Raw genomic sequence first — 25,488 nt, 5'->3', positions numbered from 1 at the left:
CGCGACCGGGGCCCCCGCGCACCCCTGGCCGCCCTGGGGGCGACCGGGCTCCGCCCCCCGTCCACCCCCCCCCCGGCGCGGCCCCCCCGGGGCACCCCCGGGGGGGCGCCGAGTCCTCCTGTACGCCGTGGGTCAGGCCTTGCGCGCCCGCGTCGTCTTCTTCGCGGGTGCCGCCTTCTTCGCGGCGCCGGCCGCCTTCGTGGTCGCCGTGTTGTTGGCGGACTTCACCGTCCTCGCCGTCGCCGTCTTCTTCGTCGCCGACGTGGCCGCGACCGCCTTCTTGGCCGCCGCCTTGCGGGGGGCCTTCACCGAGGCCGCGTCACTGATGCGGTCGGCGCCGAGGACCTCACGAAGGAACTTGCCGGTGTGGCTGGCCGGGACCCCGGCGACCTCCTCCGGCGTGCCCTCGGCGATCACGAGACCGCCGCCCGCACCGCCCTCGGGACCCATGTCCACGAGCCAGTCGGCGGTCTTGATGACGTCGAGGTTGTGCTCGATGACGATGACCGTGTTGCCCTTGTCGACCAGTCCGCCGAGCACCTTGAGCAGCTTGCTGATGTCCTCGAAGTGCAGACCGGTGGTCGGCTCGTCCAGTACGTAGACCGTGCGTCCGGTGGACCGCTTCTGCAGCTCGCTGGCGAGCTTCACGCGCTGGGCCTCACCACCGGACAGGGTGGTCGCGGACTGGCCGAGACGGACGTAGCCGAGACCGACGTCATGCAGCGTCCTGAGGTGGCGCGCGATCGCGGGCACGGCCTCGAAGAAGCCGAGTGCCTCCTCGATCGGCATGTTCAGGACCTCGGCGATGGACTTGCCCTTGTAGTGGACCTCCAGGGTCTCCCGGTTGTAGCGGGCGCCGTGGCAGACCTCGCACGGGACGTAGACGTCCGGGAGGAAGTTCATCTCGATCTTGATCGTGCCGTCGCCCGCGCAGTTCTCGCAACGGCCGCCCTTGACGTTGAAGGAGAAGCGGCCGGGCTGGTATCCGCGGACCTTCGCCTCGGTCGTCTCGGCGAACAGCTTGCGGATGTGGTCGAAGACACCGGTGTACGTCGCCGGGTTCGACCGCGGGGTACGGCCGATGGGCGACTGGTCGACATGCACGACCTTGTCGACGAGGTCGTCGCCGTCCACGCGCGTGTGCCGGCCGGGCACGCTCCGCGCGCCGTTCAGCTCGCGGGCCAGGTGCGTGTACAGGATGTCGTTGACCAGCGTCGACTTTCCGGAGCCGGACACGCCCGTGACGGCCGTGAACACGCCCAGCGGGAACGACACATCGATGTCCTGCAGGTTGTTCTCGCGGGCGCCGTGCACCGTGAGCCGGCGGGACGGGTCGTGCGGGCGCCGGATGTCGGGCAGTGGGATCGCCTTCTTGCCCGAGAGGTACTTGCCGGTCTCCGACTCGTCGTTGGCGAGCAGTTCCTTCAGGGAGCCGCTGTGCACGACCTTGCCACCGTGCTCGCCCGCTCCGGGGCCGATGTCGACGACCCAGTCGGCGACCTTGATGGTGTCCTCGTCGTGCTCGACGACGATGAGCGTGTTGCCCATGTCGCGCAGCCGGACCAGGGTCTCGATCAGCCGGTGGTTGTCACGCTGGTGCAGGCCGATGGACGGCTCGTCGAGGACGTACAGGACACCGACGAGGCCGGAGCCGATCTGTGTGGCCAGCCGGATGCGCTGGGCCTCGCCGCCGGAGAGCGTGCCGGCCGCACGGTTCAGCGACAGGTAGTCCAGGCCGACGTCGACGAGGAACCGCAGCCGTTCGTTGACCTCCTTCAGGACCCGCTCGGCGATCTTCTTGTCGCGGGCGTCCAGCTTCAGCTCGCGCAGGAAGTCCGCGCAGTCGCTGATCGACATCGCGGAGACCTCGGCGATCGACTTGTCCATGATCGTGACCGCGAGGACGATCGGCTTGAGGCGGGTGCCCTCACAGCTGGGGCACGGCACCTCGCGCATATAGCCCTCGAAGCGCTCGCGGCTGGCGTCGCTCTCGGCCTCGCTGTGCCGGCGCTTCACGAACGGGACGGCGCCTTCGAAGGGCGTCGTGTACACGCGCTCGCGCCCGTACCGGTTGCGGTAGCGGACCTCGATCTGCGTCTTGTGGCCGTAGAGCAGCGCCTTCTTGGCACGCTGCGGCAGGCCCGCGAAGGGGATGTCGGTCCGGAACCCCAGCGCGTCCGCGAGGGCGCCGATGAGCCGGCCGAAGTAGTCCTTGGTGTGCCCGTGCGACCAGGGGTGGATGGCGCCCTCGTCGAGGGTCTTGTCCTCGTCCGGGACGATCAGCTCGGGGTCGACCTCCATGCGCGTACCGATGCCGGTGCACTCAGGGCAGGCGCCGAAGGGCGAGTTGAAGGAGAAGGAGCGGGGCTCCAGCTCCTCGAAGGACAGGTCGTCGTACGGGCAGTACAGGTGCTCCGAGTACATGCGCTCGCGCTCGGGGTCGTCCTCGGGGAGGTCGACGAAGTCGAGCACGACCATGCCGCCGGACAGGCCGAGCGCGGTCTCGACGGAGTCGGTGAGGCGGCGCTTGGCGGAGTCCTTCACCGTGAGGCGGTCGACGACCACCTCAATGGTGTGCTTCTCCTGCTTCTTCAGGGTGGGCGGGTTGGAGAGCTGGATCGTCCCGCCGTCCACACGGGCGCGGCTGTAACCCTTGGTCTGAAGATCGGCGAAGAGGTCGACGAACTCCCCCTTGCGTTCACGTACCAACGGCGACAGCACCTGGAAGCGGCTCCCCTCCGGCAGCTCCAGGACCTTGTCGACGATGGCCTGCGGCGACTGGCGCGTGATCGGGCGGCCGCACTCGGGGCAGTGGGGCTTGCCGATGCGCGCGAAGAGCAGACGCAGGTAGTCGTAGACCTCGGTGATCGTGCCGACCGTCGAGCGCGGGTTGCGCGAGGTCGACTTCTGGTCGATGGAGACCGCCGGCGAGAGGCCCTCGATGAAGTCGACGTCCGGCTTGTCCATCTGGCCGAGGAACTGCCGGGCGTACGAGGACAGCGACTCCACGTAACGACGCTGCCCCTCGGCGAAGATCGTGTCGAAGGCCAGCGAGGACTTGCCCGACCCCGACAGGCCCGTGAAGACGATGAGCGAGTCGCGTGGCAGGTCGAGCGAGACATTCTTCAGGTTGTGCTCGCGCGCGCCACGGACGATGAGACGGTCGGCCACGCCGGTCCGCACCTTTCTTGAGAGAAGCGACAGGGGCGGGGCCCCCGTGCTTTCTCAGACTAGGGGGAGCCACTGACAACGCCGGTCGGATTCCAGGGTTCATAACAATCCCCGCCCATCCAGCATGCCCGACGCCGCACTCGACCATATAGCACGTGCATTCGATTTGCGGGCCCGGTCCGCCTCCTTCACCCGAAGGAGTGGCGGGGCTAGGGTCGGCCTCATGATTGATCACGCGCGCGACCTGGCATCTGTACGTGACGCAACCGAACGACTCCTCACCGCAGCCGCCAAACTGGACAACGCCTCCATGGCCGAGTCGTCACGGCTGCCCGGCTGGACCCGCGGCCATGTCCTCGCCCACCTCTCCCGCAACGCCGACGCACTCGTGAACGTCCTGGAGGGGCGTCCCATGTACGTCTCCGGACCGGCCCGGGACGAGGACATCGAGCGGGACGCCCCGCGTCCCCTGGACGTCCAGCTCGCCGACCTGCGCGAGAGCGCGGCCCGCTTCCAGGCAGTCGGGGCCGCGCCCGCGGACTGGTCGCGCACGGTCGAACTGCGCAACGGGGTCACCGACTCGGCGGCCCGGGTGCCGTTCCGGCGGTGGGCCGAGGTCGAGCTGCACCATGTCGACCTCGGGATCGGGTACGAGCTGGAGGATCTGCCGGAGGAGTTCGTCGTGCGGGAGATCGACTTTCTGGCGGAGAGGTTCGGCGGACACAAGGACGTGCCCTCGACGGGGCTGGCCGCCACCGACGACCGGGTCTGGATGACCGGCGGCGGCGCCGAGGGCGGTCCGCTCGCCGTGCGCGGTCCCGCGCCCGAGCTGCTCGGCTGGCTCTCGGGACGCCGCGACGGATCCGCGCTGAGGGTCGGGGGCGGACCGCTGCCGACGCTTCCTCCGCTATAGGTCACCGAGGGTCCCCGGTCGCGTCGCGCGCTATAGGCTGCCGACATGACGTACAGCGGAGTGGTGAAGGTCGGCGGCCCTGCCGATGTGCACGAGCTGCAGGACCTGATGATCACGAAGATCGCGGTCGGCCCGATGGACAACAACACCTATCTGCTGCGCTGCCGGGCCACCGACGAGCAGTTGCTGATCGACGCGGCCAACGACGCACGCACGCTGCTCGGCATGATCGGCGACGACGGCATCGCGTCCGTCGTCACCACCCACCGGCACGCCGACCACTGGCAGGCACTCGCCGAGGTCGTATCGGCCACGCGCGCGCGTACATACGCGGGGCGCGACGACGCCGAGGGCATCCCGGTGGCGACCGACGTCCTGGTCGACGACGGCGACACGATCCGGGTGGGGCGCGTGGAGCTCACCGCGCGCCACCTGGTGGGCCACACGCCCGGCTCGATCACCCTCGTCTACGACGACCCCCACGGACACCCGCACGTGTTCACCGGCGACTGTCTCTTCCCGGGCGGCGTCGGCAACACACGCAAGGACCCGAAGGCCTTCGCCAGCCTGATCCACGACGTCGAGACGAAGATCTTCGACGTGCTCCCGGACGAGACCTGGGTCTACCCCGGCCACGGCAACGACACCACGCTGGGCGCCGAGCGTCCGCACCTTCCGGAGTGGCACGCCCGGGGGTGGTGAGCCCCACGCCCATCAGCACGCTCGGCTCGAAGAGCAAGCGCACGTGCCCCGTGTGAACCGTTCGCACGCGTTGATGCCCCGCGCGCGCTCCCGGCGCACATGGTTGCGCAGTCAACTGGTAGCAGCCCCGCGCAGGATGACGGCTCCTGCGCGGTATGGGCCGCCGGTCCCTCGACCCCCGCCCTCGGCCGGCGGCCCCGGCGCACTCTCCGCCCGGACGTTCACAGGAATGCAACACTCGTTCCCAGTATGCGGACAGTTGCCCGCGTGACCTCGACAAACGATGGGTCGCCCTGTCACTCTCCCGCCATGCAACTCGCCCAACGCGCCCTGCGCCGCGCCGCGTCCGGCGCCACCGTCGCTCTGCTCGCCCTCGCCGTGGGATGCGCCCCCCAGCCGGAGAAGGCCCCCGCCAAGGCATCTGGAGCAAGCGCCGAGAGCTGCGCGAAGGGCAAGTTGGCCACGAAGACGTCCGGCAAGCTGACGATCGCGACCGACGAGCCCGCGTACGAGCCCTGGTTCAAGGACGACAAGCCGTCCAGCGGCAAGGGCTTCGAGTCGTCGGTCGCCTACGCCGTGGCCAAGCAGCTCGGCTACGACAACAGCGCCGTCGTGTGGCAGAGCGTCCCCTTCAACAAGGCCTTCGCGCCGGGTGAGAAGACCTTCGACTTCGACATCAACCAGGTGTCGATCAGCGCCGAGCGCAAGAAGGCCGTGGACTTTTCGTCCGGTTACTACGACGTCCGCCAGGCCGTCATCGCCCTGAAGGGCTCCAAGGCCGCGAAGGCGAAGAGCATCGCGGACCTGAAGGACGTCAAGCTGGGCGCCCAGGTCGGCACCACCAGCCTCGACTACATCACCGACGTGGTGAAGCCGAAGCAGGAGCCGGCCGCCTTCGCCAAGAACGACCAGGCCAAGTCCGCCCTGAAGAACGGTCAGGTCGACGCCATCGTCGTGGACTTGCCGACCGCCTTCTACATCACCGCGGCCGAGGTGACCGACGCGAAGATCGTCGGCCAGTTCGAGAACCAGGGCGGTACGCCCGAGCAGTTCGGTCTCGTGCTCGACAAGGGCAGCGCCCTGACCTCGTGCGTGACCTCCGCGGTGGACACCCTGCGCAAGGACGGCACCCTGGCGAAGCTCGAGAAGCAGTGGCTCTCCGATGCCGTCGACGCCCCGGTGCTCAAGTGACGGTCACCAAGGAGGGGTCGGGGCAGGACTCCGGCGAGGGCGGCATGAGGGACACGGACGGCGCGGGAGACATGCCCGGCGGGGGCGCGGCGTACGTCCCCTCCCAGCGGCGGATCGAGCGCGAGCGCTACAAGCGTGCCCGCGCCCGCCGTGCCACCGCCATCGCCGCGCTGTCGACCCTCGTCACCGGCGCGGTCCTCTTTCTGATCGTCGTCAACGCGCCCGGCTGGCCGCGCACCGAGGAGACGTTCTTCAACGCGCAGTACGCGCGCGAGGCGCTCCCGAAGGTCCTCGACGGACTGTGGCTCAACGTCCGTCTGCTGCTGGTGTGCGGCGTCGCGGTCCTGATCCTCGGCATGCTGATAGCCGTGGCCCGCACCCTGCGCGGCCCGGTGTTCTTCCCGTTGCGCGTACTGGCCGCCGCGTACACGGACTTCTTCCGCGGACTCCCGCTCATCATCAATCTGATGATCGTGGTCCTGGGCGTCCCCGCGCTGCGGCTGCAGGGCGTGACCGTCGACCCGGTGCTGCTCGGCGGCACGGCGCTCACGCTGACCTACTCGGCATACGTCGCCGAGGTGTTCCGCGCCGGCATCGAGTCCGTCCATCCCTCGCAGCGCGCCGCGGCCCGCTCGCTCGGTCTCACCAACCGGCAGGCGCTGCGCCATGTGGTGCTCCCCCAAGCCGTACGCCGTCAGGTGCCCCCGCTCCTGAACGACCTGGTCTCCCTGCAGAAGGACACCGGGCTCGTGTCGATCGGCGGCGCGGTGGACGCGGTGCGGGCCGCCGACATCATCGTGGGGCGCAGCCTCAACTACACGCCGTACATCGTCGCGGGGCTGGTCTTCGTGGCGCTGACCATCCCGATGACCCGCTTCACGGACTGGGTGACCGCCCGGATGGACCGGCAGCGGGCGCAGGGAGGAAACCTGTGAGCGACATCCTCCACAAGTCGGACGCCTCCGAAGGCTCCGCATCCTCCGGCCCCTCCGGCTCGCCCGTGCTGCGCATGGAGTCCGTCCGCAAGACGTTCGGCGGCTCGGTCGTCCTGCGGGATGTCGATCTGGAGGTCGCCCCGCACACGGTGACCGCGCTGATCGGCGCCTCCGGCTCCGGCAAGTCGACACTGCTGCGCTGCGCGAACCTGCTCGAGGAGATCGACGACGGCGCGATCTGGCTGGACGGCGAGGAGATCACCGACCCACGTGTCGACCAGGACACCGTGCGCCGCCGGATCGGCGTGGTCTTCCAGGCGTACAACCTCTTCCCGCACATGACCGTCCTGGAGAACATCACGCTCGCCCCTCGGCGTGTGCATGGAGTGGACCGTGCGGCGGCCGAGGAGCACGCCCGCGAACTGCTTGAACGCCTCGGTCTCGGCGCCAGGGCCAAGGAGTACCCGGACCGGCTGAGCGGCGGCCAGCAGCAACGCGTCGCGATCGTGCGCGCGCTGGCCGTACGCCCCCGGCTGCTGCTCCTGGACGAGATCACCGCCGCCCTCGACCCGGAGCTCGTGGGCGAGGTCCTCACCGTCGTCCGGGACCTCAAGGACGACGGCATGACCATGGTGCTGGCCACCCACGAGATGGGCTTCGCCCGCGAGGTCGCGGACCAGGTCTGCTTCCTGGACGGCGGGGTTGTCCTGGAGCGCGGCACGGCCGAGCAGATCTTCGGCGACCCGCAGCAGGAGCGTACGCAGCGCTTTCTGCGTCGGATCGTGGAGGCGGGACGGCTCTGAGGCCCGGCCCTAGTCACGCGCGGGTCCGGTCTCGCCGCACACTCCTCGGGACAGTGGCTCGCTGTCCTCGGGTGACCCGCCGCTGACAACGGGACTTCACTCCTCCGATTCACCGCGGCGAGGGCCCCTCACTCCTGCGTCCGCGCCGCCCCGGCCAGCGCCGCTACCCGCTCCACCGCGAACGCGTACCCCTGCACCCCGCACCCGGCGATGACGCCGTCGGCACGCAGCGAGACATACGAGTGGTGCCGGAACTGCTCGCGCTGGTGAATGTTGGAGATGTGGACCTCCACCACAGGCAGCCCGTCACAGGTGTGGAGCGCATCAAGGATCGCGACAGAGGTGTGCGAGTACGCGGCGGGGTTGATCACGATTCCGGCGTGGTTCAGCCGCGCCTCGTGGATCCAGTCCACCAGCTCGCCCTCGTGATTGGACTGGCGGAAGTCCACCGTGCCCCCGTACGCGGCCGCCGTCTTCGCACACAGGGCCTCGACGTCCGCGAGCGTGTCGGAGCCGTAGACCTCCGGCTGACGCTGCCCGAGGAGGTTCAGGTTGGGGCCGTTGAGGATCATGATCGGGGCGTCGGCAAGGGTGCGGGGCACGGTTCCTCCGGTCCGTTCGGGTCTGTCGGCCCATGGAGGACCGCTGTTCAGCCCCGGTCTATCACGATGCGTCGGGCGTCCGACGACCCGCACGGCGCATCACCCTGACCTACTGCCCCGCCCGCCCACCCGGGCGTACGCCCGCCCGCCCCACGAGTGCACCGAGCCCCCGCGCGCCCCCGTAACCCCAGGTCACCGTGGGTAGTTGACGCGACATGCACGACGTACGCATCGTAAGGGCCCCCTCCATGCTCCGGCTCGCGGCCGCCTCTCTCGTCGGGACGGCCATCGAGTTCTACGACTTCTTCGTCTACGGGACCGCTGCCGCCCTGGTCTTGGGGCCGCTGTTCTTTCCCACGTTCTCGCCATTGGCAGGCACGCTGGCGGCCTTCGGAACCTTCGGGATCGGCTTCATCGCGCGACCGCTCGGCTCGGTGCTGTTCGGGCACATCGGGGACCGGCGCGGGCGAAGGCCGGTCCTCGTTGCCTCGTTGATGCTGACCGGAGCCGCGACGGTGGCGGTCGGCTGTGTGCCGACGTTCGGCACGATCGGTATGGCCGCTCCCGTGCTCCTTCTTGTGCTGCGTTTTCTGCAGGGGCTCGGGCTCGGTGGGGAGTGGGGCGGTGCGGTGCTGCTGACCGCGGAGCATGCGCCGGACGGGCGGCGCGCACTGTGGTCCAGCTTTCCCCAGGTCGGCCCGTCGCTGGGTTTCCTGCTGGCCAACGGCGTGATGCTGGGACTGTCGGCGACGCTGTCGGACGCGCAGTTCGCCTCCTGGGGATGGCGGATTCCGTTCTGGGGGGCGGGTGTGCTCGCCCTGGCCGGTCTGTGGCTGCGCGGTTCACTCGCGGAGAGCCCGCTCTTCCTGGAAATCGACGACCACGCGCGCGTGCCGCTCGCCGAGGTCGTGCGCGGCCACTGGCGGCTCGTGCTGCTGACGGCCGGCGCGCTCGCGGTCGGGTACGCGGTCTTCTACACCATGACGACCTGGTCCCTGGCGTATGCGACGGAGCGGCTCGGCGTGAGCCGTACGGTCATGCTGGCATGTGTCATGGCCACCGTCGTGGTGCAGGGCGCCCTGACCCCGTTGCTGGCGGTCCTGGGTGACCGTTGCGGGCGGCGGCCGCTGTGCCTGACGGGCTGTGCCGCCACCGCCCTGTGGATGTTCCCCATGGTCGCGTTGCTGTCGACGGGCGAGCCCCCGTTGATGCTCCTCGGCTTCCTGGGGGCGATGCTCGCCCTCGTCACGATGTTCGCCGTGATCGCTGCGTATCTGCCGGAGCTGTACGAGCCCCGGGTGCGCTGCACGGGCGCGGCGGTGGGCTACAACCTCGGCGGGGTGCTCGGCGGCGCCCTCACCCCGATCGTGGCCACCGCGCTGGCCGAGCAGGGGGGCCGGGTGCCCTGGGGTGTCGGCGCCTATCTGACGGCCGTGGCCCTGCTCAGCCTCGGGTGTTTCGCACTGCTGCCGGAGACCCGTCCGGTGCCGGTCACGGTGACGGAACCCGCTCCGGCGCCCGGCCCTATTTGAGCTCGGTCATCTCCTGCACGTCGCAGTCGGTGAAGGAGGGCGGCCTGGTGCACAGCGCCGCCAACTGGTCCGCCATCCGGCTCGTCTCGGGGTCGCTGCTGTTGCGCATGGCGTCCTCGTAGGACTCGAACTCGATGACCACGAGGTAGCGGTTCGGAGTGTTGCGGTCCTTGAGGACGAGACGGTGCGTGGGACCGCCGGTGCGGCCTGCCAGCCGCTGGTCGGCCTCTTGAACGAGCGCGCGCATCTCGTCGATGCGCTCGGTCTCGAAGTCGATGATCTGCACGAATGTCATGGACTTTTCCCCCCGGCCGGGGCGCCCCCCGGACGGGGACGCTCAGGACCCAAGCAACCACCGCGAGCGGTGTCCGGCAATGCGCCGCGCACCGCTCGGGGTGGTGGTTCTTCGTACGTCCGACGCGGTCAGGCTTCGATGCTGTCCTTCGGAGCGCCTTCGGTCCGCGAGTGCGCGTCCCGGTCCGGCGTCTGCTTCCTGGATGCCATCAGGCTGGTGATCGTCGTGACGATCAGGACGGCACAGATCACACCGAGGGAGACCGGGATGGAGATCTCGGGGACGTGGACGCCGGACTCGTGGAGGGCGTGCAGCACCAGCTTGACGCCGATGAAGCCGAGGATGACCGACAGTCCGTACGAGAGGTGGACCAGCTTCTTGAGCAGGCCGCCGATGAGGAAGTACAGCTGCCTCAGACCCATCAGCGCGAACGCGTTGGCCGTGAAGACGATGTACGGGTCCTGGGTCAGGCCGAAGATCGCGGGGATCGAGTCGAGGGCGAAGAGCACGTCCGTGGTACCGATCGCGAGCATCACGACCAGCATCGGCGTCATGACGCGCTTGCCGTTCTGCTGGATCCACAGCTTGGTGCCGTGGTAGCGGTCCGCCACGCCGAAACGGCGCTCGACGGCCTTGAGCAGCTTGTTCTCCTCGTACTCCTCGTCCTCCTCGCCAGACCTGGCCTCCTGGATCAGCTTCCAGGCCGTCCAGATCAGGAACGCGCCGAAGAGGTAGAAGACCCAGGAGAAGGACGCGAGGATCGCGGCGCCCGCGGCGATGAAGACGGCACGCAGGACCAGGGCTATGAGCACACCCACGAGGAGCACGCGCTGCTGGTACTGCGACGGCACCGCGAACTTCGCCATGATCAGGACGAAGACGAAGAGGTTGTCGACGCTCAGCGACTTCTCGGTGATGAAGCCGGCGAAGAACTCTCCGGCCGGTTGGCCGCCGCCGAAGACGAGCAGGCCCAGTCCGAACAGTCCGGCCAGGACGATCCAGACGATCGTCCAGATGCCGGCCTCCTTGATCGACACGTTGTGCGGCTTGCGGCCGATGAAGAAGTCGACCGCGACAAGGGCGGCGAGGCCCACGATCGTCAGGACCCACAGGGTCATGGAAACATCCACTGCGCCTCCGGCAGTACGTCACGGCACATGTCAGCGTCGTCGCTACCGGAGGTCTCTTCCACCCGCGGCGGCGATGGCGCGTGATGCGCCTCGTGCCGCGGGCCGACGCCCCGGGATCTGGCCTGATCCGTATTGACGGGTACGCCGCAGCAGACAGGGAGTACTCCCCTCCGTTACGGAAGAGAGTACCCGAACAACCAAGAAAAGGTAAAGCAATCGGCAAAGGAAAACTCAAAACGCCTGCTCAGTAAGGCTTTACTCATCCTTGACGGAGAAGGCAGGCAGCCGAGTTCAGCGGTCCCACGGCTTCGGGGATCAATCAGGACGTGGTTAGCGGTAAGCCCCTGATGATCAGGTCGCGGCCGTGATGCGGGCGGCGTAGACCCGGTGGGCCTTGCGCTCGGCGGATTCGGTGGCGAGGGCGGCGGCCTGCTGCAGCGCGGTGCGGTGGAGTTCGAGCGGTGCGGTGATCCGGAGGGAGTGGCCCTGGCCGCGGCGGATGGTCCGGCCGGTGGCGAGCGCGGTGCGGATGGTCTCGTCGCCGCCTGCGAGCAGGTGGTCGGCGAGCAGGCCGGGCAGATCGAGGGTGATCACCGGGTCCGGCTCCGGCTGCTGTTCGGCGGCCGGGTCCGGGAGGACGTCGAGCTGCTCGGGCAGTTCGCGGGCTCCGGCGGCGTCCAGGACGCGGCGGATCGTCTTCGGGTCGACCTGGTGCTGCCGGGCGAGGGCCTTGACCGCGGTGCCTTCTCCGAACGCCTCGACCACCTTCGCCGCCTGGTCCGGGTCGAGCGCGGCGGGGCGGCCGAGCGTCTTGCCGGAGGCTTCGGCGGCGGCGACGCCTTCGCGGATGTTCTCCGAGATCATGTCGCGCTGGAACTCCAGCACGGCGGCGAGCACGTTCACCATCATCTTGGTGCCGGGGTCGTCGGAGGCGAGGTCGATGCCGGACAGCAGCCCGGACTCGACCCGCAGGTGCAGGCCGCGGCGGATCAGCACTGGCCGCAGGGCGAGGATGTCCGCCACCGAGCGGAAGAGCCGGGCGGCGTCGGCGATGCGGATGGTGTCGCCGACGGCGGCCTCGTTCAGCAGCCGGGCGAAGCCGGCGCGGTCGAGCGAGAGCTGCCGGGTGGAGGTGGCGGGGTCCTCGTAGACGGGGGCGCCGGCGGCCAGCAGCGGGGCCAGGGCGTGGCGCTGGCGGGCGTCGGTCTGCTTGTCGGTGGAGTGCCGCAGGTAGAGCCGGTCGGCCATGCGCTCTTCACCTTCCCCGGGTGGGCCGGGCGGGGCCCGGCGGTGTCCGCAGACCACCCTAGCGGGGGGCGGAATGGGGAGGCGGAACACTGGACCGGATTCGATTGGATCGGCGGCCGGTTCTGGCAGGTCGACAGGCCGAGCCGATTGGATCGGCGACCGGGGGCGGAATCGACCGATTCCGCCCCCACGATTCATTCGACTGGCCGGCATCCGGGAAGGATCGGAACGGTCAGTAGCGACATCGGGGCGCTCGCGGTTCCGGTTCGGTGAAGCGGTCCTTCCGCGCTGTTCAGCGGCCCCACGTTCCGGTTCATGCCAGTTGATTTCCTTTCTGACGATCAAGTCTCCCGCTACGGCCGGTTCGCGGCTGAGCCCACCCCTGGTGAGCTGGAGCAGTTCTTCCGCTTGGACGCGGCCGCAGTGGAGGCGGCTCGGCTTCGCGGTGCTGTGGGGCTCGGTGCGGATGCTCGGGGCGTTTCCCACGGAGGACCTGGCCGGCTGATCATGGCGGCCAGCCGGCGGTTGGCCGGGTAGCGGGAGGCGTCTCGCCGTGCAGGGCCGCCCACAGGTCGTTGTACTCCAGCGGGGTCCAGGCCGCGTTGAAGAGGGCGATCGGCACGTCGGCCAGGCGGCTGAGCAGCCGTTGTACGTTGGGGCCGTTCCGCTCACGATGCGCTGCGACTGCTCTTGAAGGCGAGCGGCCTCCATAGACAATCAAGCCGTTTACGGGCAAAATGCGGATATGCGAGGTGAAGGGCCGGATCTGGCGACGTTGTTGCGCTCCTGGCGCGCACGTTTGCGGCCCGAAGATGTCGGCCTTCCCTTCGGAGCAGACAGCCGCCGCACACCCGGGTTGCGCCGGGAGGAGGTGGGCTGGCTCGCCGGCATCTCACCGGACTACGTCCAACGCCTGGAGCAGGGCCGCGCCCACCCCAGCGCCGACATCTTGCGGGCGCTGGCCCGTGCTCTGCAGGTGTCCAAGGCCGAGTTCGAGCTGGCCTGTCGCGTCGCAGGTCATGCGGCCGAATTCGATGGCATGGTGCCCCAGCTCATCGGGCCCAGCGTGCAGCGGATGCTCAGCCGCCTGGCCGATGTGCCGGTTGCGGTCTTCGACGCGGCCTGGACGCTGCTGGAACACAACGACTTGTGGGTGGCACTCCACGGCGAGACACGAAGCCGTCCAGGCCGCTCGACCAACCTGGTCTGGCGTGCCTTCCACGACGACCCGGGCCGGGTACGGCACCCCACCATGCCGGATCACAAGGCATCGCTGGTTGCCGACCTGCGCGATGTCGCCTCCCGCTACCCCCGCGACCGGCAACTGGCCGGCATGATCGGCGAGCTGCGCCGCACCAGCACCGAATTCGCCCGACTGTGGGAGGGGTCCGCCGTGGCCCACCACGGCAGCGAACGCAAGACCATCGACCACCCCCAGGTCGGCCCCATCGAACTCGACTGCGACGTGCTGTCCGTCCACGGCGCCGACCTGCGCATCATCGTCTTCACCGCCGCACCCGGCAGCGAAGCCGCAGACCAAATCCGGCAGTTGACCACGCTGGACATCCCAGAGACGGCGTCATCGGGAACAGCGGCCTAGCGCTGGCAACTGCCCTCCACCTGCCCTATTTTCCCTTCACAGCGCGTGCGTCGCCGTCGTCGATCGGCACCGACCAGCCCTGGCCAGAGGTGCGCCCGGTTCGACGAATGGTCATCGGTGCACGTGTCTAGGGCCGTGCGTTCATGCCGTCATTTCCTGCAGGCCGATGACGGCCAGCAGTTGTAGTTTGCCTGCGGCTTCGCTGCCGGGTGCGGCGGTGAAGACGATGATGCGCAGGTCGGCGCCGTGGACGGACAGCACGTCGCAGTCGAGTTCGATGGGGCCGACCTGGGGGTGGTCGATGGTCTTGCGTTCGCTGCCGTGGTGGGCCACGGCGGACCCCTCCCACAGTCGGGCGAATTCGGTGCTGGTGCGGCGCAGCTCGCCGATCATGCCGGCCAGTTGCCGGTCGCGGGGGTAGCGGGAGGCGACATCGCGCAGGTCGGCAACCAGCGATGCCTTGTGATCGGCGGGGAACGCGTGCCGCACCGGACCCATGTCGCCGATGTCATGCTGGAACGCGCGCCAGATCAGGTTCGTCGACCGGCCTGCCCGGCCCCATGCCCGTCCGGTCAGTGCCGCCCACAACTCGTTGTGTTCCAGCAGCGTCCAGGCCGCGTCGAAGACCGCGACCGGGACATCCGGCAGGCGGCTGAGCACCCGCTGCACGCTGGGCCCGATCAGCTGGGGCACCATGCCATCGAATTCCGCCGCATGGCCCGCCAGGCGACAGGCCAGCTCGAACTCGGCCTTGGACAACTGCAGGGCACGGGCCAGCGCCCGCAGGATGCCGGCGCTGGGGTGGGCGCGGCCCTGCTCCAGGCGCTGGACGTAGTTCGGTGAGATGCCGGCGAGCCAGCCCACCTCCTCCCGGCGCAACCCCGGCGTCCGACGACCCTGTCCCCGGAACGGAAGGCGGACGTCTTCGGGCCGCAGACGCTCGCGCCAGGAGCGCAGCAACGTCGCTAGATCCGGGCTTTGGCTACGCGAACCCGCGTGGTCGATGTTCTTCACCGAAACATCGTCGGTCGCGGCTGCTGCCGCTGGGTGGCCCAGTTCGGGCCACGATGCCCGCGCGTCGGCGGGCCAGAGTTGATGTCGTCCCCGAGAGAAGGGAAGCCAAGGGATGAACACATCAACCGCAAGTGCTCCGGTCGCGTTGGTCACGGGCGCCAACAAGGGCATTGGTCTGGAGACGGCACGGCGTCTGGTGGAGGCCGGCTACCGCGTCTACGTCGGCGCCCGCAATCCCGACCTGGGGAAGACCGCCGCCGACCGGATCGGTGCGCAGTTCCTCGAGGTGGATGTGACCTCGCAGGAGTCGGTCGACCGCGCCGCAGAGTTCGTCGAGCAGAGCGACGGCCGCCTGGACGTCCTGGTCAACAACGCCGGCGTCTCCGGTCCGATCGCCGAGGCCAGGGACTACACCGCGGAGGATGCCACCACGGTGCTGCTGACCAACGTCGTCGGGTACGTGCGCATGATCCATGCGTTCCTGCCGCTGCTGGAGCGCTCCGGCAACCCCCGCATCGTCAACGTCTCCAGTGGCCTGGGCTCCTTCGGTCTGTTCCACGACGACAGCAGGATCGAGTCGCGTTTCGGCTCCCCGCTGTACGCGGCGTCCAAGGCCGGGATCAACATGCTCACCGCCCGCTATGCCCGGCTGCTGCCGCACATCCAGATCAATACCGCCGACCCCGGCTTGACCGCCACGGACCTGTCCAGCGGTCAAGGCCACTCGGTCCACGACGGCACCGACGCGATCATCGCCTACGCCCTGGCCGCACCCGGCGGCGTCAGCGGCACCTTCCGCGACCGCGACGGCGACCTGCCCTGGTAACCGGGACCTTCTCTCTTTCCACAACAGCCAACCGCAATTCACCAATCCCGAAAGGATCCATCATGAAGTACCTCGTCATCGGAGCAACCGGCAATGTCGGCGGCGCCCTTCTCACCCAGCTGCTGGACGCCGGCCACGAGGTGCGGGCGTTGGTCCGCTCCGCCTCCCGCGCCGAGCTCCTGCCGGCCGGCATCGACATCGCCGTCGGCGACCTGGACGACGCCGACAGCCTCACCACCGCCGCCGCTGGCGTCGACGGCGTCTTCTTCATGCAGCTCGCCCCGCTGCCCACGCAGGCCGACAACATGGTCAAGGCGGCCCGCACCACCGGCGTGCGCAAGATCGTGGTGCTGTCCTCCATCGGCACCGTCCTGGAACCGCTGCCCATGATCGGAGCCAGGATCGCCGCCCGCGACCAGGTCTTCCGCGACTCCGGGCTCGACGTCACCTACCTGCGCGCCAACACCTTGATGTCCAACGCGCTGTGGTGGCTGCCCACGATCCGCGAGGAAGGCCGCGTCTACGACGCCTCCGACCCGGGCAAGACCGTGCCCGTCGACACCTTCGACATCGCCCGCGTCGCGGCCGCCGTCCTCACCCAGGACGGCCACGCCGGCCACGGCTACATCCTGGGCGGCCCGGAGGCGCTCAGCGCCCGCGAGCAGGTGGAGATCCTCGCCGACGTTCTGGGACGGCCGATCGAGTTCGTGCCGGTCACTCCCGAGCAGTTCGCCCAGCGCAGCATCGAGCAGGGCACCCCTGCCGAATTCGCCGGCGCAGTGCAGAACCTCAACGAGCTCTTCCGTGCCGGACGCGCCGGAGCGGTCACCGAGGACGTCACCAACCTCACCGGCACCGCCCCGCGGACCTTCCGCCAGTGGTGCGAGGCACACGCCCACGAATTCCGCTGAACGACGCTGTCCACCTGATCGCAGTTCCGGTGGTCCCGGGCCTCACAGCCCGGGACCACCCGTCCAACAGGGGCGCATGTAACCACCCCCAGCAGTCGATTCTTCACGGGCTCGGCCGCGGCATGCTCGGATACCGGCGACGAGCTGGTTCCGAGAAAAGCATCCGTTTGAAGGCGGTGCCGAAGGCCGGCTGAAGATCCCAACGGCGTTCTTGACCACGGGGAATCCGACCCGCTTGCGGTGAAGCCGCGGGTTCGCGTCCGGGGGGCTCCCTGGCGTTGTCCCGTCATACTCGAACGATTTCCCTGGAGTGGATCCCCATGTCCCAGAAGACCCTCACCGAACACGCCCGAACGGGTGCCGCGGCCTCGCCCACTGCGGCCTCACACGCGAAGCGCTCGTGGATCCTCGCGGTCGTTTCCCTGGCGCAGCTGATGATCATGCTGGACGCGACCATTGTGAACATCGCGCTCCCCTCGGCCCAAGCCGACCTCGGCTTCTCCGACGGCAGTCGGCAGTGGATCGTCACCGCGTATGCGCTGGCGTTCGCGTCCCTGCTCCTGCTCGGCGGACGGATCGCCGACCTCTTCGGCCGCAAGAGCGCCTTCCTGACAGGCGTCGTCGGCTTCGCCGTCGTCTCCGCGCTCGGCGGCGCGGCGAACGGCTTCGGCATGCTGGTGACCGCACGCGCGCTGCAGGGCGCCTTCGCCGCGCTGCTCGCGCCCGCCGCGCTGTCCCTGCTCAACACGACGTTCCCTGAGGCACGGGAAAGGGCCCGGGCGTTCAGCGTGTACGGCGCCATCGCCGGCGCCGGTGGTGCGGTGGGGCTGCTGCTCGGCGGCATCCTCACCGATACGCTCGACTGGCGCTGGACGCTGTACGTGAACGTTGCCCTGGCCGTCGTCGCCTTCGCGGGCGGTTGGCTGCTGCTGTCCAACGGCCGCGACGCCGCCCACTCCAAGCTGGACGTGCCGGGCACGGTGCTGGTCGCCGGCGGCCTGTTGTCGCTGGTCTACGGCTTCTCCAATGCCGAGACCCGCGGCTGGGGCTCGCCGCTGACCTGGGGCTTTCTCATCGCGGGCGGACTGCTGCTGGCGGCCTTCGCCTGGTGGCAGACCCGGGCCGCACACCCATTGCTGTCACTGCGCATCCTGCTCGACCGTAACCGCGGGGCCTCGTTCCTCGCCGTGCTGTTCTCCGGCGCCGGCACCTTCGGCGTATTCCTCTTCCTCACCTACTACCTGCAGCTCGACCTGGGCTTCAGTCCGACGAAGACCGGAGTGGCCTTCCTGCCGATGGTCGGCGCGTTGATGGTGACCGCGCAGTGCGTCACCGGGCGACTGCTGCCAAGGACAGGGCCCAAGGCCATCGTCTCGCTGGGCTTCGCCGTCGCAGCCGCAGGCATGGCCTGGCTGACCGGGATCGGGATCGGCGCGAGCTACACCAGCGCGGTGCTGCCGCAGCTCATCGCGATCGGCATCGGGCTCGGTCTGGTCATGCCGACGGCCATGCAGCTGGCCACGGCCGGCGTGGGAGCCGAGGAGGCGGGAGTGGCCTCCGCGGCGGTCAACGCCATGCAGCAGGTGGGCGGTTCGATCGGCACAGCACTGCTCAACACGCTCGCCGCAAGCGCCGCGACGGACTACCTGGCAAGTCGGCACGCCTCCGACAAGCTGGTGCAGTCCCGAGCGGCGATCGAGGGCTACGCCACCGCCTTCTGGTGGTCGGCGGGCCTGTTCGCCGGCGGTGTGGTGATCGCCTGCGTACTCTTCCGCCGCGGTGTCCCGCAGCAGGACACCGACGTTGTACACGTCGTCCACATGTGAGCACCACGATGCGAGCTGCCTGTCCCGACCTCGATGTCATGGTGACCGCGTGCAGCGCAGGTAGTGCGGGCGGTGCGGGACGGGCAGGTGCGGACCGGGCTGCCAGAGGTGAACCGGCTGGCGGTGGTCGGGCAGCTGGTACGGCTCGCGAGCCGCGCGTTGACGCTCACCACGGCGGCGAGTTAGCGGGGTCGGGTTTCCGCACCGCACCACCCGATGTCCCTGTCGGCCTATGGACTCGCTGACGTGAACGGCTCCAAGTGCAAGGGCAGCTGACCGTTCCAACCGAAACAGTCCTCCCTGGCCCTGCGCCACTCCGCCAGGGCCGCTGGAATACATCGACTTGGCCGCCATCGGGGTTACTCCTGGCTCTGTTCACGAGTTGCGACAGCACTTGTTGACGAGTATGGGAGGCACTTGAGCCGCGACGGCCGTCGAACGGTTCGCGAGTTTCGACAGCACCCTGCCGGCCTCGGCTGTCGAGGATGGTTCAGCGTGGCAGGCCGATGGCGCGGGAGATGACGGTGTCGAAGGCGCGGTCGGGCAGGAGGCGGCGCAGGGCGATGAGGGGGCGGGCGCCGAAGCCGGTGGCGTAGCGGGTCTTGGGGCGGCGGGCGGTGACGGCCTTGGCGATGGCGTCGGCGATGACGGAGGGCGGGGAGTTGCGGTTGGCGTTGGCCTCGGAGCGCAGGGAGGAGGCGACGGCGGCGGCTTGGGTGGCGTAGGCGCCGTCGGTGGAGGACTTCTCGAGCTTGGTGGCGGCGATGGCACCCCATTCGGTGGCGATGCCGCCGGGTTCGATGACGACGACGTCGATGCCGAAGGGTTTGGCCTCCAGGCGCAGGCAGTCGCTGAGGGCTTCGAGGGCGAACTTGGTGCCGTGGTACCAGCCGCCGAGCGGGGTGTGGATCTTGCCGCCGATGGAGGTGACGTTGACGACGGTGCCGGAGTGCTGGGTGCGCATGTGGGGCAGGACGAGCTGGGTCAGGCGGATCGCGCCGAAGACGTTGACTTCGAACTGGTACCGGGCCTCGTCCAGGGGCACGTCTTCGAGGGCGCCGTAGGAGCCGTAGCCGGCGTTGTTGACGAGCACGTCGATCCGGCCGCTTTCCGCGATGATCTTGTCGATGCCGGTCTGCATGGAGGCGTCGTGGGTGACGTCCATGGCCAGCGGGCGGATGCCGCGGTCGGCGAGCTTGGCCAGGCGGTCTGTGCGGCGGGCGGCTCCGTAGACGGTGTAGCCGAGCTCGTTGAGCTTGAGGGCGGTGGCCTCGCCGATGCCGGAGGAGGCACCGGTGACGAGGGCGGTCTTGGCGGGCATGGCGGTAGTCCTCACAGGTAAGATGAACTGTAGTTCACCATCTATCCTGAACCTTGGTTCATCTTGATGCAAGTGGAAGGGCAGGCGAGTTCCGTGACCCAGGCCAGGGCGCCGCGCGCCGACGCGGTCCGCAACCGACGGAAGATCCTCACCGCCGCCGGTGAGCAGATCACCCAGCACGGCCCCGAGGTCGGCATGGACGAGATAGCAGCCGCTGCGGGCGTGGCCGTGGGCACCCTGTACCGGCACTTCCCCACCAAGACGGACCTGGTCGCCGCCGTCGTCGCCGAGTGCGTCGCCCGCGTCGCCGACGACGCCGAAGCCGTCCTCGTCCGCGTCGCCGCCGGAGCCCGGGCCGCGGACGAGCTGACCGCCTTCCTCGGCCGCGTCATCGAGCAGTCCGTCACCGACCGCGCCGTGAAGGCGGCCGCCCGGACGCTGGGCGCGGAGCCGGGCGACCACGCCGACGAGGACCGCGGCAGCAACGCCGTCGCCGCACTCATCCGGGCAGGCCAGTCCGACGGCGACATCCACCCCGACGTCACCGTTAGTGACATCTACCTGCTGTTCTCCACCGCTCCCACCGACCACCCGCCCGCGGCCCGGGCCCGTTGGCTCGCCCTGGTCACCCCCGGGCTGACCACCGGAGCCCGGCTGGCAGGCAACCGACGCTGAGCAGACCCCGGTGCCGCATCAGGCGGTGCTGTCGCTTCTCGTGAATATCGAACACGACCGGTTCATGATGCTGTTCAAAGTCGCGTACATCCGCTGTCGCAACTCATGAACAAAGCCATTACTCCCGAGCTCATCGACAAACGACTCCCGTTCTCGCGTACAAAGCCAGCCGTACCACCGAAACCGTGCTCACTCTTCCCCGTCGTCCTCGCTCTCGGCCTCCGCCGGGTCGCGCAGGGGCCGCAGCGCGCCGCCGGCCGGGCCGGAGCCGTGGAAGCTGTAGCGGCCCAGGACGTTCAGGTTGGCGTGCTTGAGCGGGGAGAGGCGGGCGACGTCCTCGTCCAGGACGTCGTGTTCGCGCTGGTCGGCGGGCAGAGCCCGCAGCTGCTCGACGGCGGCGTCCAGGTAGCGGGTGGTCCACAGCACCGCAGCGTTGAGGACCAGGCCGAGCGCGCCGAGCTGGTCCTCCTGGCCGTCGCGGTACGCCTGCATGATCTGCCCGCGCTTGCCGTGGCAGATGTCGCGGGCGAGCTTGTGCCTGGACTCCTGGACGGTGAGCTGACGGTTCATCTGGCGCCGGTAGGTGTCGTCCACCGGGTCGACCACCCGCAGCAGGTGCAGGGTCTTGGCGATTCGCCCGTACTCCATGAACGCCTGGCCCAGCGGGGTTGGGCGGCCTTCGCGGCCGAACATCCGCAGCAAGTCGTAGGCGCGCACCTGGCCGGTCACCAGGGAGCCGGCCACCCGCAGCATGTCCGGCCAGTGCGTGGCCACCTTGCCCAGGTTGACCTTGTTGCGGGCCAGCGGCTCCAGCGGCCCGTACCCGCCGGTGGCCACCCCGGGCAGCTCCGCGCGCCAGAACCGCTGGTCGGCAAGGTCTCGGAACCGCGGGGAGAAGTTGTAGCCGAGCATCGAGAACAGCCCGAACACCATGTCGGAGTACGAGGCGTTGTCGGTCGCCACCATCTCCGGCCGGGCCCCGCCGTCCAGGTTCAGCAGGGTGTCCAGGATGAACAGCGAGTCGCGCGGGGTGCCCGGCACCACCATCTGCCCGATGCCCGCGACCTGGTCGTTCACCGCGTTCAGCCAGGTAATCCCGCGCTTGAAGTGGTAGTACTTCGGCGACGCGCCCGCGCTGATCGTCCGCTTCGGCACCACGAACCGCAGCCCGTGCACCGAGGCCAGCAGCCCCTCTCCCCAGTGCGCGACGATCGACACCCGCCCCTGGGCCCGGATCAGCTCCGCGTTCGCCGCGGCCAGCGTGTCCGCGCGCAGGTAGTACTGGTCGACGTGCACCAACCGGGCCCGGGTCAGGGCCTCCTCCTCGGCGTCGATCACCGGGGTGTACCCGATGTTGCACGCCTCGGCGACCAGCAGCGCCACCAGCGAGGTCTTCAGGTTCTCCATCCGGGTACGGCCGTCCCCGAGGTGCACGAAGGCGTCCAGGAACCCGGTCCAGGAGTCGACTTCGAACAGCAGGTCCGGCAGGTCGATCTTCGGGAGCATCGCCGCGGTGGTCCGGCGCAGCCAGCGCAGCGACTTCGGCTCGCCGAGCGCGCCGAGCCGGTCCACATTGAGCTTCAGCCGGCCGCCGGGCTGGACCTCGAAGGAGAGCTTCGCGTCCTGCCCGGCCTCCTCCAGCCGCTCGGCCATCAGCTGCCAGGCCGCGTCCAGCGCCCGCACCCGTCCGGCCAGGTGCTCGGCCACCGGCTCCTCCAGGCTCAGCCCGTGCAGGACGTCCGCCTGGACCGCCTCCCACTGCGCGCCGTCCAGCAGCCGCGCCCGCGGGTCGGCCCAGCGGTTGGACGGGGAGGCGAACACGTCCCGGCGACCGAGCGCCTTGTGCAGCTGCTCCAGCACGCACACCGCGTAGGCGTCCCGGTCCACCGCGCCCACCGGCAGGTCGGGGTTGGAGAACACCGCCTTCTTCCAGGCCGGCGGCACCAGCTTCTGGTCGATCTCCCGGGGCAGCAGCGGCTTGGCCTTCACCTTGCGCCTCGCCAGCGCGGGCAGGCGCTTCACGGCCTCCAGCACCCGCTTGCCGCCGGAAGCCGCCCCGAGCGCGCTCGACTCTCCGAGCAGCGACAGGAACGGGCGCACCGTGCTGTAGCGGCCGGCCAGCTGGCGGCGCATCTCCGCCTCGGACTCGTCGTCGCCCGGCGGCAGCAGCTCATCCAGCAGCCGCACCGCGGCCTCGACCTCGGCGCGCGGCCCGACCTCGGTCTCCAGCGCCCGGAAGAGCGCCGCCGCGTCCAGGTCGGCGCCGGCCTCGGCGACCAGGTCCAGCTGCTCGCTCCACAGTCGGTACACCGCCTGCACCGTGCGCGACGCCTTCGCTAGCCGCGGACGGGAGGCCAGCCACTCCTTGTCCGTGGCCCGCTTTGCCACGTTCAGCAGCTTCACCTGCATCAGCAGCGCGAACACGTCCAGCGCGTCGTCGATCGCCGATGCCTCCAGGTGCCGCACCACCGAGGTCAGCAGCGCCGTGCGCCGCGGCTCCCGGGCCCGTTCCAGGATCGGCGCCTTCGACCCCAGCCCGACCCGGGCCAGCGTCGCCAGCCGGTTCGGCGGCACCTTGTCCAGCTTCACCCGGCCCAGGTGGAAGGCGGAGATCTCGTCCACCCGCTCCAGCGCCTTCGCCATGCTCGTGCCGGTGGTGCGCGTCGGCGGCCGGCGCAGCCGCTCCAGCTCCGAGATCCGCCGACCCTCCGGCACCTGCAGCAGCGCCACCAGGTCAGCGGGCAGCGAGGGGTCCGCCCGCCGGGTGGCGTTGGCCACCGTGGCGTACAGCCGGCGCTCGGCGACCGTCCGGACCTCCGCGACCTGCCGCACCAGCGCCGACACCCCGGGCAGCAGCACCCGGTTTCGCCGCAGCCACCCCGCCGCCTGGTTGAACAGTGCCACCGGCCCTCGGCGTGCGTCCAGGCCCGCCCGTGTAGGAAGGTGCGGAACCGCCGGCCCCACGCCGCGTCCTCGAACTGGTGGTAGCCGTAGGCGTCCCGGATCTCCCAGGCGTGCTCGTAGGCCGTCATCTGCCGCTCGGTGTACCGCTTCACCACCGAGGGGTCCTCCACGCCCAGGTGCTCGGCCACGTACGCGACCACCGACCACGGCACGTCCAGCGGGTCCTCCAGGAAGAGCCCCAGGTACCGGACCGTGCACACCTGCAGCGCGAAGCCCAGACGGTTGTGATCACCCCGCCGTTTCCCGATCAGCCGCCGGTCCACGTCATCGAGGTAGAAGAACCTCTCCATCTCCGGGCGCGTCGGCTCCTCAACGAACCGTCCGTACGCCCCGGCCTGCTCATCCGTCAGAAACTCCATCGGCACGCGGCGGACGGTATCCGCCGGCCGATCACCTCATGCGATCTTCGGCCGAAGTCGAGCGGGCCGGGTGATCACTGTGCTAGCGAGCAAGATCGTTCCTTACCGCTAACCACGTCCTGATTGATCCCCGAGGCCGTCCCAGGACCGGCGGGCCACAGCGACCTGGGTGAGCACCTGATGGAGCACCTGGCTGCCCCGCGGGACGCGCGGCGGCTCGTACGTCCAGGCGTGGCCGACCCAGGGGTCCGCAAGGTGGTCGTCGGGCACGGGGGTGAGCCGCAGCAGTGAACGCCAGAGCGGGTCCAGGAGCGGCCCGTAGGCGGCAGCGTCCTCCCGGTCGGCGACCATCATCAGATGGACGCCGACAGCCGGGCCCTCGTCCGCGAGGTACCGCAACTGGTTCACGGCCCGGTCGTCGAAGCCGTGCGGGAAGTCGTTGACGATCAGCAGCTGTTCCGCCGTGTCGAGGCCGGGCGGCAGGGAGTTGGACGCGCCGCCGCGCACCGCCATCTGCACCAGGTCGACGCGCTGGGTGAGCCGGGTCAGCACATCGGCGACACCCGCAGCACCGGCGGCGGGCGGTGTGGCGAGCACACCGGACTGCACAAGGGGTTCGAGGGCCGTGGCGCCCGATCCCGCAGGGTCAATCACATGCACCGCGAACTCTCCGGGCGGGTAGACGGCGAGCAGCCGTGCCGCATGCGTCACCGCCGTCTCCATCGCGAGGCGGCGCAGCTCATCGGAGTCCGCGAGCGGGTCGAGGGATCCGGAGCGACCGCTGTCGATCCACAGCCCGCGCTCCAGCGGCAGTCTGACCAGCATGGGGATGCGGAGGCTCTCGCTCTCGGGCAGTTGGAGGTCGCCCAGGCGCACGGCCATGGGGATCTCCATCGGCACCCGGTAGCCCTGCCAGACCGGGTTGTCCCAGCGCGCGAACGCCGGGGGCAGCGCGGGCTCGACGACATCGGACTCGGCGATGAGCTGTGTGAGGTCACGGTCGAGCGCAGCCCTGGCCTGGTTGACCAGTTGGGCGTGTTCGGCCTGGGCCGCATCGCGTGCCGCGTCGCCCTGCCCGCCGACGCGGCTGCGCGGGTCGGACAGAACCTTGTCCAGCTCCTGCTCCATACGCGAGTCGGCGAAGTCGACGGCGCTGCGGTACGCGGCTGCCGTGCGCGCCAGGTCCTCGAACATGCCCCACACCTGGTTGTAGAGCCGCTCTTCCATGGACCAGCCGGTCGCGTCGCCCGCGACGGGCTGCGCGGGCTGCCCGGGCGGGGCCTTGGGTGCGGTCGGCGGGGGCGTCGGCGGCGCCGCGCTCTGCCGGCCGGGGTGGTTGTAGTTGACCGGCCCGCCCGGGGCGGGCTGCGGAACAGGGTCGGGCGTGCCGGTGATGTCGTACGGGGATCCCTGCGGCGGGACGCCGGGCGGGCTCTGGTGCGGCGCTACGGAGCCGGAGACGCCCTGGGG

The 25,488-nt window shown here is 69.7% G+C and carries 18 protein-coding genes and 2 pseudogenes; 11 read left to right on the top strand and 9 right to left on the bottom strand.

Translation table 11 applies throughout. From position 1 onward, the window contains the following. Positions 1-132: 132 nt before the first annotated feature. Positions 133-3,171: an excinuclease ABC subunit UvrA gene (gene uvrA / locus ABT186_RS42565; RefSeq protein ID WP_351227299.1), complete on the bottom strand. Its 3,039-nt coding sequence runs from the start codon at positions 3,169-3,171 to the stop codon at positions 133-135. 223 nt (positions 3,172-3,394) lie between these two features. Here uvrA and ABT186_RS42560 point away from each other — a divergent pair, with 223 nt between their 5' ends. The 5 genes from ABT186_RS42560 (at position 3,395) to ABT186_RS42540 (ending at position 7,715) form a co-directional block, all read left to right on the top strand. Next, the gene (locus tag ABT186_RS42560) at positions 3,395-4,084 is read left to right on the top strand and encodes a maleylpyruvate isomerase family mycothiol-dependent enzyme (protein WP_351227301.1); all 690 of its coding nucleotides are present in this window, start codon (positions 3,395-3,397) and stop codon (positions 4,082-4,084) included. A gap of 45 nt (positions 4,085-4,129) precedes the next feature. After that, positions 4,130-4,786: an MBL fold metallo-hydrolase gene (locus ABT186_RS42555; protein ID WP_351929719.1), complete on the top strand. Its 657-nt coding sequence runs from the start codon at positions 4,130-4,132 to the stop codon at positions 4,784-4,786. A gap of 309 nt (positions 4,787-5,095) precedes the next feature. Then, positions 5,096-5,977: an ABC transporter substrate-binding protein gene (locus ABT186_RS42550; RefSeq protein ID WP_351227305.1), complete on the top strand. Its 882-nt coding sequence runs from the start codon at positions 5,096-5,098 to the stop codon at positions 5,975-5,977. Beyond that, positions 5,974-6,912, top strand: coding sequence for an amino acid ABC transporter permease (locus tag ABT186_RS42545; RefSeq protein ID WP_502973497.1), 939 nt, complete (start codon positions 5,974-5,976; stop codon positions 6,910-6,912). The genes ABT186_RS42550 and ABT186_RS42545 overlap by 4 nt, the downstream gene beginning before the upstream one ends. Positions 6,913-6,986: 74 nt before the next feature. Next, positions 6,987-7,715, top strand: a complete 729-nt coding sequence (locus tag ABT186_RS42540; protein ID WP_351227383.1) for an amino acid ABC transporter ATP-binding protein — start codon at positions 6,987-6,989, stop codon at positions 7,713-7,715. A 128-nt stretch (positions 7,716-7,843) separates the two neighbouring features. Here ABT186_RS42540 and aroQ read toward each other — a convergent pair whose 3' ends face one another. Next, entirely contained in the window at positions 7,844-8,317 is a 474-nt protein-coding gene (aroQ, locus tag ABT186_RS42535) for a type II 3-dehydroquinate dehydratase (protein ID WP_351227307.1), read from the bottom strand. Positions 8,318-8,565: 248 nt separating this feature from the next. On the opposite strand from aroQ, the gene ABT186_RS42530 reads away from it, so the two are divergent. Then, positions 8,566-9,849: an MFS transporter gene (locus ABT186_RS42530; RefSeq protein WP_351929717.1), complete on the top strand. Its 1,284-nt coding sequence runs from the start codon at positions 8,566-8,568 to the stop codon at positions 9,847-9,849. Here ABT186_RS42530 and ABT186_RS42525 read toward each other — a convergent pair. From ABT186_RS42525 to ABT186_RS42515, 3 genes are all read right to left on the bottom strand, one after another. Next, positions 9,842-10,144 (bottom strand): DUF1330 domain-containing protein, encoded by a 303-nt coding sequence (locus ABT186_RS42525; RefSeq protein WP_351227311.1) that lies wholly within the window; start codon positions 10,142-10,144, stop codon positions 9,842-9,844. The two genes, ABT186_RS42530 and ABT186_RS42525, sit on opposite strands and share 8 nt — an antisense overlap. A 128-nt stretch (positions 10,145-10,272) precedes the next feature. Next, entirely contained in the window at positions 10,273-11,274 is a 1,002-nt protein-coding gene (locus ABT186_RS42520) for a TerC family protein (RefSeq protein ID WP_502973496.1), read from the bottom strand. A gap of 351 nt (positions 11,275-11,625) precedes the next feature. Then, a complete protein-coding gene (locus ABT186_RS42515) occupies positions 11,626-12,522 on the bottom strand; it encodes a recombinase family protein (protein ID WP_351929713.1) in 897 nt (298 codons plus the stop codon). A 745-nt stretch (positions 12,523-13,267) separates the two neighbouring features. Here ABT186_RS42515 and ABT186_RS42510 point away from each other — a divergent pair. Further along, positions 13,268-14,122: a helix-turn-helix domain-containing protein gene (locus tag ABT186_RS42510; RefSeq protein ID WP_351929711.1), complete on the top strand. Its 855-nt coding sequence runs from the start codon at positions 13,268-13,270 to the stop codon at positions 14,120-14,122. A gap of 141 nt (positions 14,123-14,263) precedes the next feature. Here the strand turns inward: ABT186_RS42510 and ABT186_RS42505 are convergent, their stop codons facing one another. Further along, complete coding sequence (locus tag ABT186_RS42505) at positions 14,264-15,136, bottom strand: helix-turn-helix domain-containing protein (RefSeq protein ID WP_351929709.1); 873 nt, start codon at positions 15,134-15,136, stop codon at positions 14,264-14,266. A 112-nt stretch (positions 15,137-15,248) separates the two neighbouring features. On the opposite strand from ABT186_RS42505, the gene ABT186_RS42500 reads away from it, so the two are divergent. From ABT186_RS42500 to ABT186_RS42490, 3 genes are all read left to right on the top strand, one after another. After that, the gene (locus ABT186_RS42500) at positions 15,249-15,962 is read left to right on the top strand and encodes an SDR family NAD(P)-dependent oxidoreductase (protein WP_351929707.1); all 714 of its coding nucleotides are present in this window, start codon (positions 15,249-15,251) and stop codon (positions 15,960-15,962) included. A gap of 62 nt (positions 15,963-16,024) precedes the next feature. Next, on the top strand, positions 16,025-16,873 hold the full coding sequence (locus ABT186_RS42495; protein ID WP_351929705.1) for an NAD(P)H-binding protein: 849 nt from the start codon (positions 16,025-16,027) through the stop codon (positions 16,871-16,873). Positions 16,874-17,193: 320 nt separating this feature from the next. Next, positions 17,194-18,699 carry an MFS transporter gene (locus ABT186_RS42490; protein ID WP_351929703.1) on the top strand — a complete coding sequence of 502 codons (1,506 nt, stop codon included), beginning with the start codon at positions 17,194-17,196 and terminating at the stop codon, positions 18,697-18,699. Positions 18,700-19,189: 490 nt separating this feature from the next. Here the strand turns inward: ABT186_RS42490 and ABT186_RS42485 are convergent, their stop codons facing one another. Continuing rightward, entirely contained in the window at positions 19,190-20,020 is an 831-nt protein-coding gene (locus tag ABT186_RS42485) for an oxidoreductase (RefSeq protein ID WP_351929701.1), read from the bottom strand. 93 nt (positions 20,021-20,113) lie between these two features. On the opposite strand from ABT186_RS42485, the gene ABT186_RS42480 reads away from it, so the two are divergent. Continuing rightward, positions 20,114-20,695 carry a TetR/AcrR family transcriptional regulator gene (locus tag ABT186_RS42480; protein WP_351929699.1) on the top strand — a complete coding sequence of 194 codons (582 nt, stop codon included), beginning with the start codon at positions 20,114-20,116 and terminating at the stop codon, positions 20,693-20,695. Positions 20,696-20,884: 189 nt separating this feature from the next. On the opposite strand, the pseudogene ABT186_RS42475 reads toward ABT186_RS42480, so the two are convergent. After that, a pseudogene (locus tag ABT186_RS42475) lies at positions 20,885-24,024 on the bottom strand (Tn3 family transposase). A gap of 102 nt (positions 24,025-24,126) precedes the next feature. Further along, positions 24,127-25,488: pseudogene (locus ABT186_RS42470) on the bottom strand (TerD family protein); the annotation flags it as partial.

The sequence above is a fragment of the Streptomyces sp. NPDC001634 genome, assembly GCF_040298185.1.
Taxonomy (GTDB): Bacteria; Actinomycetota; Actinomycetes; order Streptomycetales; family Streptomycetaceae; genus Streptomyces.
The sequence above is the reverse complement of the archived record's forward strand: the minus strand, read 5'-3'. Positions and strand labels throughout refer to the sequence as shown.

Excerpts from the sequence above, each read along its gene's own strand:
- ABT186_RS42550 (WP_351227305.1), top strand. The coding sequence starts at position 5,096 with ATGCAACTCGCCCAACGCGCCCTGCGCCGCGCCGCGTCCGGCGCCACC.
- ABT186_RS42500 (WP_351929707.1), top strand. The coding sequence starts at position 15,249 with ATGAACACATCAACCGCAAGTGCTCCGGTCGCGTTGGTCACGGGCGCC.
- ABT186_RS42560 (WP_351227301.1), top strand. The coding sequence starts at position 3,395 with ATGATTGATCACGCGCGCGACCTGGCATCTGTACGTGACGCAACCGAA.
- ABT186_RS42525 (WP_351227311.1), bottom strand. The coding sequence starts at position 10,144 with ATGACATTCGTGCAGATCATCGACTTCGAGACCGAGCGCATCGACGAG.
- ABT186_RS42495 (WP_351929705.1), top strand. The coding sequence starts at position 16,025 with ATGAAGTACCTCGTCATCGGAGCAACCGGCAATGTCGGCGGCGCCCTT.
- ABT186_RS42490 (WP_351929703.1), top strand. The coding sequence starts at position 17,194 with ATGTCCCAGAAGACCCTCACCGAACACGCCCGAACGGGTGCCGCGGCC.
- ABT186_RS42515 (WP_351929713.1), bottom strand. The coding sequence starts at position 12,522 with ATGGCCGACCGGCTCTACCTGCGGCACTCCACCGACAAGCAGACCGAC.
- ABT186_RS42485 (WP_351929701.1), bottom strand. The coding sequence starts at position 20,020 with ATGCCCGCCAAGACCGCCCTCGTCACCGGTGCCTCCTCCGGCATCGGC.
- ABT186_RS42510 (WP_351929711.1), top strand. The coding sequence starts at position 13,268 with ATGCGAGGTGAAGGGCCGGATCTGGCGACGTTGTTGCGCTCCTGGCGC.
- ABT186_RS42540 (WP_351227383.1), top strand. The coding sequence starts at position 6,987 with ATGGAGTCCGTCCGCAAGACGTTCGGCGGCTCGGTCGTCCTGCGGGAT.
- ABT186_RS42555 (WP_351929719.1), top strand. The coding sequence starts at position 4,130 with ATGACGTACAGCGGAGTGGTGAAGGTCGGCGGCCCTGCCGATGTGCAC.
- ABT186_RS42530 (WP_351929717.1), top strand. The coding sequence starts at position 8,566 with ATGCTCCGGCTCGCGGCCGCCTCTCTCGTCGGGACGGCCATCGAGTTC.